The sequence below is a fragment of the Dysgonomonas termitidis genome, from assembly GCF_054657735.1.
This window is the reverse complement of record NZ_BAAHYD010000002.1, coordinates 3,348,094-3,362,074: the sequence shown is the minus strand read 5'-3', so window position 1 is coordinate 3,362,074 and position 13,981 is coordinate 3,348,094. Positions and strand designations below refer to the sequence as shown.

Below are 13,981 nucleotides of genomic sequence, written 5' to 3'. Positions count from 1 at the left end.
CCGGCGCCTTGCCACTTTTCACGGTGGTAGGTTTCCAAGCACTCGCCTCCGAACCGTACGTACACATTCCTGCGTATACGGCTCTCCATTAATTCATTCAGTCTAATGTACCTGCGTGTATCTTGTGATGGCATTTTATACATACTGCTAACGTTTTTCGTTTACGAGCAATCATCTTAACTTCCCATTCGGATTTGCCTTTCAGGTCTTTGAGTTTACGGACGTGGTGCATTTCGAGTTCGTCGGTCGAACCGCAAAGTTCACAAACTCCGGCTTGCAGCCTCGTTATAAGTCCATTTCGACCTCCTGTTATAGCAATCGTGTTAGGAAGACTGTCATTTAGATTCACATCAGGTGTTTCGTTACGTTTGAAACCTTTGTCGTAAAATTCTCGATAAAAAGTGTGCCCCCTCTTATTGGTGTAAGGAATAGCAAATACACCTTTCTTTTTGTATTTTGCTATTATCTTTTTCTTGGAAGTACGGTATTTGCCTGCATACGTTTTATACATGCTGTACTCCATGATATTATAGAAGGAGTCGATAATACAGCTATTATTTGCGATTGAGTAATAATTGTAGAAGCCTATGATTTCCGAATTATACTGGCTAATGATTTCCAGATCATCCAGATTTCTCATATAGCTACGTCCTGTGGGCTTCCAAAACTCCGTGCCATTTTTCTTAGTGATTTTCACTGCGTTATAGGCTAATAGTTTGTTTCGCATCACTTCGGTTGTTACATAAAGAACGATCTTGTGATCGTAGCTTCTGACTAGATGCCCGTTCTTATCCCTATGGGTATCATTGGAATTGCGTACAAAGATGTCGTATCCAAGAAATTTAGCTGATTTCTGTGCATTGGTTATCAGTGTCTTTTCGTCCGACAGTTCCAACTTTAAGACATTATACAAATAATTTTTGATATCATCTTTAATTTGTTTACAGTCTTCTTTACTTCCAATAACGCTTATTAGAAAATCATCTGCATATCTCACATATTTCAGACGTTTGATATTGCTATCCATTTCATCACCAGCAGGATATTTCAGGCGTTCTTTTATTATTTCTCGTATTTGCTCATTAAGCTGTTTTCTTTGTGTTTCATCGTTTACATTTTCGAGTTTCTTTTTCAGCTTTGCTTTCTGATGTCCAAGTCTTTTGGCAATAGGATTTTCTTTTCTCCTTGTTCCCTTATCAAATCTAAGGATATATTCTTTCATGTATTTGTCAAACTTGTCTAGATAGATATTAGCCAAAATTGGGCTGATAATTCCACCTTGCGGAGTTCCACTATACGATTTGCGAAATACCCAATCCTCGATATATCCGGCATTAAGGAATTTACGGATAAGTCTTATGAACCTATCATCTGCTATGCGCTCTTTCAGCATACTAATCAGTATTTCGTGATTAATATTATCGAAGAATCCTTTAATGTCGCCCTCGATAAACCACCTTGTACCATTACACGAATTCTGAATGCTTTTTAGAGCAGTATGGCAACTCTTCTTAGGTCTGAACCCGTGAGAAGATTTCTCAAAACTACCTTCATAAATTGCTTCCAGAATAAGTCTGATTGCCTCTTGCAGAAGTTTATCATAAAATGCAGGAATGCCCAAAGGACGTTTCTTTCCATTTTTCTTTGGAATATATGTCCTTTTGGAAGGATAAGGATGATACGTTTCATCTTTTAACGTATCAATCAACTGTTTAACTTTGGATATACTAAAGCCGTCAATGGTTTTCCCATCGACACCTTTGGTCATGTTGCCTGGTTTAGCATAAATGCGCTCATAGGCAAGATAATACATTTCCTCGTTAAACAGAATCCTGTACAGCCTTTCAAACTTGTAAGTCAAGTCGCTGCTGTGTTCGGTTAGACTGTTTAATACTTTTTCCGGATTTCTCATGTCTCTCACAATTTCCTTTAATCATATTAAACTGAATTAACTGCCCCCCTTCGCCGTGCAGTTTTACCTGCGTGTACAAGGCTTTCCCTTGCTCAGACTACTACGGAGGCTCTGTTACCATGTCGGATATTCAGGGGCAGACCCCATAGCCTTACAACTGGCTTTCCGATTTAGGTAATCCCCGTTTAGGTACACAATAACATAATCTGAAATTCAGATTAGTTTGGCAGATAGATTGTCGGATACGACTTTCGTCCTTTACTATGTATGTAGTTGCGTCGTAGTAAGTTCTTTTGCTCAAAGCCCCTGCAAGGTGAGCTTGAGTACCACGATATGACGGGTTTCGATTCTTTTGAAATCGTATAACTACCTTACGTCAAAGCCTAACCATCTGACCGCTCAGACTATCGTTCAATCAATACAGACTTTATCCTCATATCTATCGTTTCATCTAGCCACTCAGTCGAGACAGGGTAGTTTGTCCACTTGTGGCGTTCCCGAGCATGCTACACTCCCCGTCGTCTTTCGTTGACGGATAAGCCGGGTGATGATAGGTTATTTTTTCAAAGAACGCGAACCTAATCTCTTGCCAAAGAGATATTTATTGAGTACCCTTACGGGCGCACTTGGAGCTGATCTTGTGCTCCTCCTTCCCAAGCGTCCATAAAGGGAGACAGGTAATTCTCCAATTGGGAATAGGATGTCAATATAGGAAAAATATCAGCATATTTTTTGTTCAAAAACTCAATCGCATGAGGAAATGTACAATACTTGCCACCTTCATAGATTTTCAAAAACCAGATGATGGCTGCCAGCAGGATGATCGGGGATTCCACAAAGAAGTCTCCTTGTTTCTGAATCCACGATTTATTGAGGTTTAGCATAATTGTATATGCACTTTCATATGCGTCTGAGATGTCGCTCATAAATTCGGGTGCAATGGGGTTACAACGATGGCTTTTTGACGGGTTATCGAAATTAATTACATAGAATTTGGGAGTAACATCATATTTATCCAAATTCTTCAAAAGCTCATTATAAGCGATGGTAGATAAGTCATCGAACTTATAATCATAGATATACATCGAAAAGCCCTTACTGAGTTGCTGTTTGATGTAATTATTTACAATCGCATAGGATTTACCACTACCCGGAGTACCCAACACAATGGTTGCCCGAAATGGATTGACTACATTAATCCAACCCTTGTTCCATTTCTTTTTGTAAAAAAAGCGAGTCGGCAGATTGACCGAATATTCGTTTTCCATTAATTGAGTTTCCTGCATGAAAGACTCGTTCTCCAAATTGAAGACATCATCCATGAGGTCATTCTTCAATAAGCGACTCATCCACAATCCTGCCATCAATAACAAAATATACCCGACGGTCATTGTGAAAATGTAAATAGCAGTATTGGCAATCAATGGTAGAGGCAATGCCAGTATCCACCAGTTAAGGAAAAAGCAGAGAAACCCAAAGAACAAGAATACATATATTCTATTCCAAGTTATTTTTTCCTCTTTTACGCCTTTCGTGCCCAAGCAAGATAAGCCCAAGAACACCACAGCAAACAGCTTTGTCCATAGGATATTGGAAAACAATCCTGCTGTATTCTGAAAATTCAGCAGGATTTTATCAACTACTCCAATATTGATTCCTGTTTCCCGTATCGACTGGTAGCAGAACCAATAAATATGGATTACGACAAATAATATACTGATAGCCCGCATAAACTCCATCACTTTGGCTAATCCTCTCAAATCATCTTCTTGTTGCATTTTATTCTAATTTTTTAGGTCACAGACCTATTTGTTTATACTTATTTTTTACAATCCTCTGCCTCTATTCTTCTTCTTTTTCCGCTTCATACGGTTGGCAAAGGCAATTTCTTCGTAATTATCGCCATGCTGCTCCATAGAGAATAAGCCTGCAACCGCTTCTACTGCCGAGTCCTGTTCTTTGAAATCGTTGGAATTATTGTCGAAGTTCTGTTTATAGTTATCCGCATTATCGCTTTTACTGAACAACTCATGGAACACATTCGCCGAAAACTCCTTGCCCATGCGGGAGCCATTGAATACGGCTTTTTCTTGGTGGTCGATGAAGGTAACACCATAGATACGCTTGTCATCATTCTCTCGAAACAATACTGAGATACCATTTTTAGCCAACTCCTTCTCAAATGCCTTTCGGGAAGGTTGTTCTTTTAGGAGAGCAGATACGATATGCCTTGTCCGGTTGTAGGCTTTCTTATCCTTCAGCACATCTTTAGATGCATCCATTCTCTTCTGCAAAGCATGATATCCTACTTCCCGACCAATCAACGATGCTTTGAACGGGTTGCCGACTTTTTCACTTTTCTTATCCAATGCCGAATATACCAATCCATTATAGGCTTTGCCCCGAACTTCGCCTTTTACTTCATCTACGGTTATACCATATATATTAAGGAGTGCCCGATACTCATTGATATTCTGAAAATGATAGTCCCGCATCAGCGATTTGGCAATATTGGATACTTGTTTTTTGATATTACCATCTTTGATATTTACAGGTTTTAGAGACAGAGTATCGGATTGCTTTTGTTTCTCGGCAGGGATGAGATTATATTTTTGCTCCAGTTCCTTGCGGATTTTCTCCGAACGTCTTTTTTCATAGGAGTCGTTCAACTTCTTGCCATTCTCATCTACTCGTATCGAAACGATATGCAGATGGTGACGGTCAATGTCTTCGTGCTTATACACAAGATAAGGCTGGTTACCATAACCCATCTTTTCCATATATTCCTGTGCGATGGTACTTAGCTGCTCATCACTCAGCTTATCATCGGGATGCGGATTAAGCGATATATGCAGGACAGGTCTCTCGGTTCGTTTATTGGCATCCAAATATAGTTCAAATGATTTTATATTCAGATACATATTATATGTGCCATCTACATGTTGGATCATACGATTGCCAAAGAGTATCTTTCCTTTGCCCTGCTCTACCTTCTCCTGATTGTAGGATAAAGTTCCGAACAATGAACTCCCGCTGTTGATTTTAGCGACCATAATATTGTAAATATTTAGCTTCAAATTCAGCGGTAAGTGCAATAACTTTCTGATTTAGTTGAGCCAATTCAATAGTTTCCTGCTCCAATTTATAGAGAAAAGCGAGTGCTTTTTTCTCCGTAAAGTTGGTGTTGAGCGACCTCACAATCTGATTGTAATTATTGGCAATACCCCGAAACTGGCCAAAGAAAGTGGTCAGTCGCATATAATAATCGTGTATTCCCTTGTCTATTTTAACGACTTTGAGCGGCTTGTCAAAGATGCAGGAAGTAATAAAATGAGCCATTGCTGCCTTTCCCGACTGCTCAAAAAGGGATAGGAAGCGGACTTCATCGGCTTCATTGAGGTAGAATACGTGCTTTCTTTTCGCCGGATCTTGCTTGGGCAAGCGTCCGGTCTTTCGTTTGTTTGTTTTCTTTTCGTTCATAACATTGGATAATTAGCGGTCGCAGACCGTCCTATTTACATAGTCTGCGACAAGTTTTACATATGCTACTATTCGTGTAGCCGTTACATTCAATCGAGAACTAAAAATCTTGCCGACTTCGGAGCAAGATTCCCCCGACTTATCATAGGAGTGGGCAAGATGGTTTCAAGTACCTTGAAATAGTTTTGAGGGTACTCAAAACACATCTTGCCTTCAGCTGACGCTGATAAAAATCCACCTTGAAAGGGTGGATTGACGTTAAACTCGAAACTGACCGAACATTATCAAATGGAGAATGATGGGGATAAGCAATATATATTGCCATCATTGGATACACATCCTAAATGAATCAGCCCTTTCCAAACTATAATTTGTAAATCAGAGAATCTTTATCCTTCGATTATGCAAAGTTAGAGGGTATTTATGGGCTGAAATAATCCTTTACCTGTGCCAACCCCTGCCAACCGCTACCACCACTTATGAAAATGAATCGTTTAAAGAGAATGTTGATCTACTTTTGTTCTATCGAACGAAAGACAGAGTAGAAGATGGACTCATATATCAATCGATAAATAAAAAAATGGATAGATAGATTTCTGTATTGATATATGTTTTTTTCTATTGATAGAATCTTCTAACAATCTAATGATCGAGGTATAGATATATTGATAAATCTAACAAAGAATATCTCTATCTATAAAACTAAAAAACGATAGGACTATATGTAGATATATAGGGAGGAATCTCTATCTATAAATCCAATCATCCATCCATCTATTAATCTATCAATTGATAGAATTATAAATAGGACAAAAGATATGATCTATAGAACGGTATGTAGTTTCATAGACAGAAATATAAATTTATCAAACTAAAAAGTAATGATATGAAAAAGGAACCCTTGTTTATCAGTTTTAGTAATCAAAAAGGCGGAGTTGGCAAAAGTGCCTTTACAGTATTGATGGCCAGTTATTTCAATTATGTGTTGGGTAAGAACGTTGCGATTATCGATTGCGATAGTCCGCAGCATAGTATTAATGAAGAACGGGAACGGGAGAGCAAACTTGTAATGAATGATCCTTATTATAAGCGATTGGCTTTGAATCAGTTTAAGTTGGATAATCGGGGGGCTTATCCAATAGTCCCCAGCAATACGATGGATGCCATTACAACAGCCCGGCAGCTGATTGCATCTTCCGATACGCAGTTCGATATGATATTCTTCGATCTGCCGGGAACACTCAATACCAAAGGGGTACTGACACTTATCGCTAATATGGACTATATTTTTCCTCCGATGATTGCGGACCGTCTTGCCGTAGAAAGCACTTTGCAATTCGCTGTAGCCATGAACGAAGGCTACCTATCCGTAGGGAAGGGCAATATCAAGGGAATGTACCTTTTTTGGAATATGGTCGATGGACGGGAAAGAACCGATATCTATGACGTCTATGAAAAAGTAGTGGGCGAATTGGGAATACAGCTACTTAAAAGTTCTGTTCCCGATACGAAAAAATTCCGAAAGGATATATTGTCATCGCAGAAGGTTCTATTTCGGTCTACCCTGTTTCCTGCCGATAAAGTATTGATACAGAAAGCAAAGTTGGCTGAACTTGCTGAAGAAATTTTACAAATAATAAATCAATAAACAGATGAGTAAAAAAATAATAACACATGAGGAATCAGACGAAGATCTGATTTTGAGGTCTTTAATGAAAGGTAAAAGACCTGAAATAGAACAACCTGCTCCCAGTGAAGAAAAGCAATCAGAAATACAAGAACAAACATCTGAAGAACCGGTACAAGTTAAAGAAGAATCAAAAAAGCGAAAGGCTAAAGCACCGGATTTTGTTTCGACCTTTCTGAAAGAGAACAGGACTTCGTCCCGAAAAGGTAAGAATATCAATATACGCCAGGAGTTCCATAATAAAATCAGAAAAATTCTCGGCATAATTGCTGAGAATGACCTGTCCTATTTCGGTTATATTGATAATATTCTGGAACATCATTTTAACATGTATGAAGATGAAGTAAACGAACTCCTACGGAAGAATAACCAATTATAAATTAGACACCATGTTACCATATATAATTATATCAATTCTTCTGATTTTCGTTCTCCTGTTCTTACTTGTAAAAGGGATAACCCTTAGAATCATTATGCAGAACAAGAAGAGAGAACCAGACAACAATCCTCTTTTAAATGCAGATAAGGATATCTATGGCTCCGAATACAAAGAGAATAATATAAAGCGTTATAGTTCCTTATTTCTGATTGAATCAGATAAAATAGCCCGTCATGGCAAGTCCGTAAATATCCGTCCGGAGTTTCATGCTTGCTTGTCACTACTGCTTAAGATATCAACAGATAGTAATATATCCTTATTCAGTTACATTGATAATGTACTGAAAACCCATCTTGACGATTATCAGGAGATAATAGATGAATTATTGGAAGACAGCCTCAAGCAAAAGTTGCCATCCAAGAAACGCTAAAAATAAATTGTTATGATAATACTAATAACCACTTTAGCCGCAGTCCTATTATTTCTACTATTGGTATATCCGACCATTATTCGTCTATATCGAATCTTTCATTTGGGAAAAGAACAGATGGAAAAAGAGAAGAGTGTAGACCCAAATCAGCCTGAAATTTCAAAAAAAGAGGCTTCGATAGTCGGTAAAAGTACCTTTACCCTAAGCCAACCCCTGCCAACCACGACCACCCCTATGGCAAAAGAGCCGATAATCGAAGAGAATGCACCTACCTTTGCAACGGAAAGCGATCCGGCTCCGATGAAGATCGATTACCCATTGGACAGAGAAGAAAATAATGATGAGATTGACGAAGATCAAGAGACTATTGAATTAAAGGAAATGTTTGGTAAAGATGTCTGTTTTGCTTCGGGTGTCACAATCGATGAGTTGCATAAACTGAAACAAGTTGTTGAGTCTACGGAAGCATCTCAGAACGAACAGAGGGAAGCCGGAAGAATACTATATGAGAACAAAGAAACCGAAATCGTAGAACAACTCTCCTCCGGTAAAACGGCATCCATTATTTCTAACTTGATAGACCTGCATGTAACACTTCATCAGAAAGAACAAGGAACATCGAAGATAGTTGATGAGTCCGAAGAGCTGGAAGACTTTGACGTAAATAAATTTCTAAATCCTAAATAAATCTGCCTATGTAATAGATCAAAAAAACTAATTATCCAATTAAAAATTATCCAAGTTTAACCCGCCGTGAGCGACCATCCAATCCTCACGGCACAACTAACAAAAAACGTATGAAGAAAAGAATCCTATTCTTTGCAGCTATACTCTTAGCTGCTACCACATCTGTATTCGCACAAGGAAACGGCATGCAGGGGATTACCGATGCGACAAACATGGTAACCTCCTACTTTGATCCAGCGACCAAACTAATCTATGCCATCGGGGCAGTCGTAGGACTGATCGGGGGCGTAAAAGTGTATTCGAAGTTTTCGAGTGGCGATCCCGACACCTCGAAAACTGCCGCTTCGTGGTTTGGGGCGTGTATCTTCCTGATTGTGGCGGCAACCATTCTTCGTTCATTCTTCTTATAAGCCGATTTTAAGCTCCGGTCTTCAGCATTGGGCTTCGAGGATTTGAATATGAATCTACTATCGGTAGATGAATATTCGAATCTCTCGTCCGCCTTGGATACCACACTTAAAATCAATTCAGGGTCTTAGGCCCTCTTATTAACTCAAATAAAGAAGGAAAAAGAATGGAATATTCAATCAACAAAGGAATTGGCAAGCCTGCCGAATTTAAAGGACTCAAATCGCAGTACCTATTCATTTTCGCAGGTGGGCTATTGGCTGTGTTTATTGTCTTTGTGATTATGTATATGATCGGGATCAGTCAGGTTATCTGCATCGGCTTCGGAGTCATCACTGCCGGAACATTGGTCTGGGGTACATTCCACCTGAATGATAAATACGGCGAATATGGATTGATGAAGTTGCAAGCTACCCGCAACCACCCCCGATACATTATCAATCGCAAACGAATAATACAACTCATTTCGAGAATCAAAAGAAAGGAGGCTCTATGCGAAACACACTAAGTGCTGCCACCTTAGAGAGCAAGTTCCCTCTGCTGGCGGTAGAACATGACTGCATCCTAAGTAAAGATGCGGATATAACTATTGCCTATCGGGTGGAACTGCCCGAACTCTTTACCGTAACCTCTCCCGAGTATGAAGCGATACATGCTTCGTGGGCAAAAGCGATGAAAGTATTGCCTAACTACAGTATCATTCATAAACAAGATTGGTTTGTAGAAGAAAAGTACGAACCACAGGTGCAAAAAGAAGACATCAGTTTTCTGTCTCGCAGTTTCGAGCGGCATTTCAACGAACGCCCTTTTCTGAATCATACCAGCTATCTGTATCTGACCAAGACCACCAAAGAGCGAGCCAAACAACAAAGCAGTTATACAGCTCTGACTCGTGGTTTTATTGTTCCAAAGGAAATGCAGGATCGGGAGATGGCTCAGAAATTTTTAGAATCGGTCGGGCAGTTTGAACGAATTATCAATGATAGTGGATTTATTAAATTGGTACGACTAACTACTGACCAGATTGTAGGTACGAAAGAAAAGGCAGGCATTATCGAAAAGTATTTCTCCTTATCACAGGAAGATACGACTTGCCTGAAAGATATGGCACTTGGAGCGGGAGAGATGAAAGTCGGAGATAAGTATCTCTGCCTGCATACGCTGTCGGATGTGGAAGATCTGCCGGGCAAAGTAGAAACCGATACCCGTTATGAACGGCTATCTACCGACCGGAGTGACTGCCGTCTGTCTTTTGCAGCACCCATCGGGGTATTACTGACCTGTAATCACATCGTCAATCAATATATTTTTATTGATGACCATACGGCTAACTTAAAGCAATTCGAAAAACAAGCAAGGAATATGCACTCACTTTCAAGGTATAGTCGTGGAAACCAAATTAACAAACAGTGGATCGAAGATTACCTGAACGAAGCTCACAGCTTTGGCTTGACCTCTGTACGTTGCCATGTCAATGTGATTGCATGGAGTGAGGATAAGGAAGAACTTTCACGTATTAAAAACGATGTGGGTAGCCAATTGGCACTCATGGAATGTAAGCCCCGACACAATACAGTCGATACGCCGACCTTGTTCTGGGCAGGCATTCCAGGCAATCAGGGCGATTTTCCGAGTGAGGAGAGTTTTTACACCTTTATCGAACAGGCTTTGTGCTTTTTCGTGGAAGAGACAAACTACAAAAGTTCTCCTTCGCCTTTCGGTATCAAAATGGTGGATCGGGTAACAGGCAAACCGCTTCATGTGGATATTTCCGACCTACCCATGAAAAAAGGAATTATTACCAACCGAAATAAATTTGTGTTGGGTCCTTCGGGTAGTGGAAAGTCCTTTTTTATGAACCACCTCGTCCGCCAATACTGGGAGCAGGGCACGCACGTCGTCTTAGTCGATACGGGAAACTCCTATCAGGGATTATGCGAAATGATTCGCAGCAAGACCAAAGGGGATGATGGAATTTATTTTACCTATACCGAAGAAAATCCGATCTCTTTCAATCCCTTCTATACCGATGACAACCAGTTCGATGTAGAGAAAAAGGATAGTTTGAAAACGCTGCTGCTGACTCTCTGGAAAAGTGATGATGATAAAATATCGAAGACTGAATCGGGCGAATTGGGTAGTGCTGTAGATGAGTATATCACAAGGATTCAGACTGACAGTAGTATTGTTCCCAGCTTCAACACATTTTACGAGTTCATGCGGGACGAATACAAGGCGGCACTCGAAAATCGGGAGATTGAGGTGAGGAAAGAAGAATTTAATGTCAATAATTTTCTGACTACTCTTCGCCAATACTATCGGGGTGGGCGTTATGACTTCTTGCTGAACTCGGATAAGAAACTCGACTTGTTGAATAAACGCTTTATAGTCTTTGAAATTGACAGTATAAAGGAGAACCGCGAACTTTTTCCTATTGTCACTATCATCATTATGGAAGCCTTTATTAACAAGCTCAGACACCTGAAAGGCGTTCGAAAACAACTGATTGTGGAAGAAGCCTGGAAGGCTCTTTCTTCCCCTAATATGGCTGATTATCTCAAGTATATGTATAAAACCGTTAGGAAATATTTCGGGGAAGCGATTGTTGTTACACAGGAGGTAGATGATATTATTTCATCGCCGATTGTCAAGGAAGCCATTATCAATAATTCAGACTGTAAGATACTGCTGGATCAACGAAAGTATATGAACAAATTTGATTCGATACAATCCTTATTAGGTTTGACCGACAAAGAAAAGGCTCAGATACTTTCCATCAATATGTCGAACAATCCAAGTCGTATCTACAAAGAAGTCTGGATTGGTCTGGGTGGAATGCAGTCGGCAGTATACGCTACCGAAGTATCGACTGAAGAATATCTGACGTTCACAACGGAAGAAACTGAAAAGATGGAAGTCTTGCAGTTGGCAGGTAAACTCGGCGGAGATATTGAGCAGGCGATCCGGCAATTGGCTGAAAGCAAAAGGGGCGGATAGGCTTCATTCTCTCAACGCTCTGATAGAGCGTAACAAATTACAATTATTTATTTAAAAATCAATTGAATATGAGAACAAAAATCTTCATGTTATGCGTAAGCTGTCTGCTTATGGCAACACAAGTAAAAGCTCAGTGGGCAGTATTTGATCCGAGCAACTTGGCTCAAAGTATTGTCAATACAACCCGTAACGTTACCCAGACCACTACGACTGCGACCAATATGGTCAAAAATTTTCAGGAAGTTAAAAAAGTGTACGATCAGGGGAAGCAATATTACGATGCTTTAAAGGCTGTAAATAACTTAGTTAAGGATGCAAAAAAAGTCCAAAGGACAATTCTTATGGTAGGCGAAATATCAGATGTTTATGTATACAGCTTCCAAAAGATGTTATCCGACCCTAATTATTCGATAGAAGAACTCAATGCTATCGCTAACGGCTATGCCAAACTGCTGGAGCAAAGCAATGATGTGCTGAACGAATTGAAAGGAGTAGTCAATATTTCTACACTATCCCTTTCGGACAAAGACCGTATGGATGTGGTCAATGGCTGTTACGATTCGATGGTGGAGTACCGGAATCTTGTCCGCTACTATACCAATAAGAATATCGGTGTTTCTTATCTCCGTGCCAAGAAGAAAGGTGAGACAGCCCGTGTGAATGCTTTGTATGGTAACCCTAACGAACGTTATTGGTAATGGATTTCGATCAATTTCATCAAACGCTACGGGCACTCTACGACAGTATGATGCCCCTCTGCGGCAACATGATTGGTATCGCCAAAGGGATTGCCGGACTGGGTGCCTTGTTCTATGTAGCCTATCGTGTGTGGCAATCTTTGGCTCGGGCAGAACCTATTGATGTGTACCCGCTCCTTCGTCCGTTCGCTCTCAGTTTGTGCATTATGTTCTTTCCTACGATTGTACTTGGAACAATTAACAGTATTATGAGTCCGGTGGTACAGGGAACAAATGGGATGCTGCAGTCCGAAACGTTGGATATGCAACGTTATGCAGACATAAAGGACAAGTTAGAATATGAAGCCATGCGGCGTAATCCCGAGACAGCCTATCTGGTAGATAACGAGGTATGGGATGCCAAACTCGAAGCATTGGGCGTTATGGATGTGGGGACAAAAGCCGGATTGTATATAGAAAGGGCTGCCTATCAATTAAAGAAATGGATACGGGAAGCCTTTCGGGAATTGTTGGAGATAATCTTCAAATCGGCTGCCCTGATTATTGATGTGATACGCACTTTCTTTCTGATTGTCCTTGCCATACTCGGTCCACTGGCTTTTGCCATATCTGTGTGGGATGGCTTTCAATCGACACTGACTCAATGGATAAGTCGGTATATATCGGTATACCTGTGGTTGCCCGTCTCGGATTTGTTCAGTACCATATTGGCAAGGTTGCAATCACTCATGCTACAATCGGACATCGACCGGATGCAGACTGACCCTAACTTCTCGCTGGATAGTTCAGATGTAATTTACATTGTCTTTCTCATTATTGGAATTGTGGGCTACTTCACAATACCAACGGTTGCAGGATGGATTATCTCCGCCGGAGGTATGGGCAATTTCGGTAAGAACGTAAATAACACGGCTACCAAAGGTGCTGCTATGGCAGGCGGTTTCGGTGGTGCTGTTGCAGGAAATATTGCGGGAAGGCTCAAAGGGAAATAATTATAGCATGTAATTAGAACCAAAGAGAATATAGAACATCAGAATAATCGGAACAGTACCGCCAAGCAATAAGAGTAAACTATTTATCAATAATTGCTTTCTGACTTCTTTATTGAGAAGAGCCGAGAATAGGCAAAAGAAGATTAGCATAAAACTCAGAATAGGAGTTAGATAGCATAATAAATAGATAAAAGCGATCACAAATGAGAATGTATTTCCGAAAATAAATGCAAGAATAATAACCAGCATATTGACAGATATACTTGTGATGGCGAACCAAAATCCAATTCTGATAAATTCTTTCATAATTA

General features: G+C 40.1%; 12 protein-coding genes and 1 pseudogene. 9 read left to right on the top strand and 4 right to left on the bottom strand.

Going from position 1 to position 13,981, the window contains the following annotated elements; translation table 11 throughout:
• Window positions 1–97: 97 nt before the first annotated feature.
• From ACYQ3L_RS18115 to mobA, 4 genes and pseudogenes are all read right to left on the bottom strand, one after another.
• A complete protein-coding gene (locus ACYQ3L_RS18115) occupies window positions 98–1,912 on the bottom strand; it encodes a reverse transcriptase domain-containing protein (RefSeq protein WP_380002105.1) in 1,815 nt (604 codons plus the stop codon).
• A 626-nt stretch (window positions 1,913–2,538) separates the two neighbouring features.
• A pseudogene (locus ACYQ3L_RS18110) lies at window positions 2,539–3,690 on the bottom strand (YWFCY domain-containing protein); the annotation flags it as partial.
• Window positions 3,691–3,738: 48 nt separating this feature from the next.
• Complete coding sequence (mobB, locus tag ACYQ3L_RS18105; RefSeq protein WP_379998897.1) at window positions 3,739–4,965, bottom strand: conjugal transfer protein MobB; 1,227 nt, start codon at window positions 4,963–4,965, stop codon at window positions 3,739–3,741.
• Entirely contained in the window at window positions 4,955–5,392 is a 438-nt protein-coding gene (mobA, locus tag ACYQ3L_RS18100; protein ID WP_379998895.1) for a conjugal transfer protein MobA, read from the bottom strand. Before mobA ends, mobB begins: the two co-directional genes overlap by 11 nt.
• An 886-nt stretch (window positions 5,393–6,278) precedes the next feature.
• Between mobA and ACYQ3L_RS18095 the strand changes: the two genes are divergently transcribed.
• From ACYQ3L_RS18095 to traJ, 9 genes are all read left to right on the top strand, one after another.
• Complete coding sequence (locus ACYQ3L_RS18095) at window positions 6,279–7,040, top strand: ParA family protein (protein WP_379998893.1); 762 nt, start codon at window positions 6,279–6,281, stop codon at window positions 7,038–7,040.
• Window positions 7,041–7,044: 4 nt separating this feature from the next.
• Window positions 7,045–7,458, top strand: a complete 414-nt coding sequence (locus ACYQ3L_RS18090; RefSeq protein ID WP_379998891.1) for a DUF3408 domain-containing protein — start codon at window positions 7,045–7,047, stop codon at window positions 7,456–7,458.
• 10 nt (window positions 7,459–7,468) lie between these two features.
• Window positions 7,469–7,888 carry a DUF3408 domain-containing protein gene (locus ACYQ3L_RS18085; protein WP_379998889.1) on the top strand — a complete coding sequence of 140 codons (420 nt, stop codon included), beginning with the start codon at window positions 7,469–7,471 and terminating at the stop codon, window positions 7,886–7,888.
• A gap of 12 nt (window positions 7,889–7,900) precedes the next feature.
• The gene (locus tag ACYQ3L_RS18080; protein ID WP_379998887.1) at window positions 7,901–8,575 is read left to right on the top strand and encodes a hypothetical protein; all 675 of its coding nucleotides are present in this window, start codon (window positions 7,901–7,903) and stop codon (window positions 8,573–8,575) included.
• A 110-nt stretch (window positions 8,576–8,685) separates the two neighbouring features.
• Window positions 8,686–8,985, top strand: a complete 300-nt coding sequence (locus ACYQ3L_RS18075) for a DUF4134 domain-containing protein (protein ID WP_379998885.1) — start codon at window positions 8,686–8,688, stop codon at window positions 8,983–8,985.
• A 164-nt stretch (window positions 8,986–9,149) separates the two neighbouring features.
• Entirely contained in the window at window positions 9,150–9,491 is a 342-nt protein-coding gene (locus tag ACYQ3L_RS18070) for a DUF4133 domain-containing protein (RefSeq protein WP_379998883.1), read from the top strand.
• On the top strand, window positions 9,476–11,980 hold the full coding sequence (locus ACYQ3L_RS18065; protein ID WP_379998881.1) for a TraG family conjugative transposon ATPase: 2,505 nt from the start codon (window positions 9,476–9,478) through the stop codon (window positions 11,978–11,980). Before ACYQ3L_RS18070 ends, ACYQ3L_RS18065 begins: the two co-directional genes overlap by 16 nt.
• 68 nt (window positions 11,981–12,048) lie before the next feature.
• On the top strand, window positions 12,049–12,678 hold the full coding sequence (locus ACYQ3L_RS18060; RefSeq protein ID WP_379998879.1) for a DUF4141 domain-containing protein: 630 nt from the start codon (window positions 12,049–12,051) through the stop codon (window positions 12,676–12,678).
• On the top strand, window positions 12,678–13,670 hold the full coding sequence (gene traJ, locus ACYQ3L_RS18055; RefSeq protein ID WP_379998877.1) for a conjugative transposon protein TraJ: 993 nt from the start codon (window positions 12,678–12,680) through the stop codon (window positions 13,668–13,670). The genes ACYQ3L_RS18060 and traJ overlap by 1 nt, the downstream gene beginning before the upstream one ends.
• Window positions 13,671–13,981 lie beyond the last annotated feature (311 nt).

What these genes read in the sequence shown, in the direction of transcription:
- mobA (WP_379998895.1), bottom strand. Translation starts at nt 5,392, where the DNA reads ATGAACGAAAAGAAAACAAACAAACGAAAGACCGGACGCTTGCCCAAG.
- ACYQ3L_RS18065 (WP_379998881.1), top strand. Translation starts at nt 9,476, where the DNA reads ATGCGAAACACACTAAGTGCTGCCACCTTAGAGAGCAAGTTCCCTCTG.
- ACYQ3L_RS18080 (WP_379998887.1), top strand. Translation starts at nt 7,901, where the DNA reads ATGATAATACTAATAACCACTTTAGCCGCAGTCCTATTATTTCTACTA.
- ACYQ3L_RS18115 (WP_380002105.1), bottom strand. Translation starts at nt 1,912, where the DNA reads ATGAGAAATCCGGAAAAAGTATTAAACAGTCTAACCGAACACAGCAGC.
- traJ (WP_379998877.1), top strand. Translation starts at nt 12,678, where the DNA reads ATGGATTTCGATCAATTTCATCAAACGCTACGGGCACTCTACGACAGT.
- ACYQ3L_RS18075 (WP_379998885.1), top strand. Translation starts at nt 8,686, where the DNA reads ATGAAGAAAAGAATCCTATTCTTTGCAGCTATACTCTTAGCTGCTACC.
- ACYQ3L_RS18060 (WP_379998879.1), top strand. Translation starts at nt 12,049, where the DNA reads ATGAGAACAAAAATCTTCATGTTATGCGTAAGCTGTCTGCTTATGGCA.
- ACYQ3L_RS18095 (WP_379998893.1), top strand. Translation starts at nt 6,279, where the DNA reads ATGAAAAAGGAACCCTTGTTTATCAGTTTTAGTAATCAAAAAGGCGGA.
- ACYQ3L_RS18090 (WP_379998891.1), top strand. Translation starts at nt 7,045, where the DNA reads ATGAGTAAAAAAATAATAACACATGAGGAATCAGACGAAGATCTGATT.
- ACYQ3L_RS18070 (WP_379998883.1), top strand. Translation starts at nt 9,150, where the DNA reads ATGGAATATTCAATCAACAAAGGAATTGGCAAGCCTGCCGAATTTAAA.
- ACYQ3L_RS18085 (WP_379998889.1), top strand. Translation starts at nt 7,469, where the DNA reads ATGTTACCATATATAATTATATCAATTCTTCTGATTTTCGTTCTCCTG.
- mobB (WP_379998897.1), bottom strand. Translation starts at nt 4,965, where the DNA reads ATGGTCGCTAAAATCAACAGCGGGAGTTCATTGTTCGGAACTTTATCC.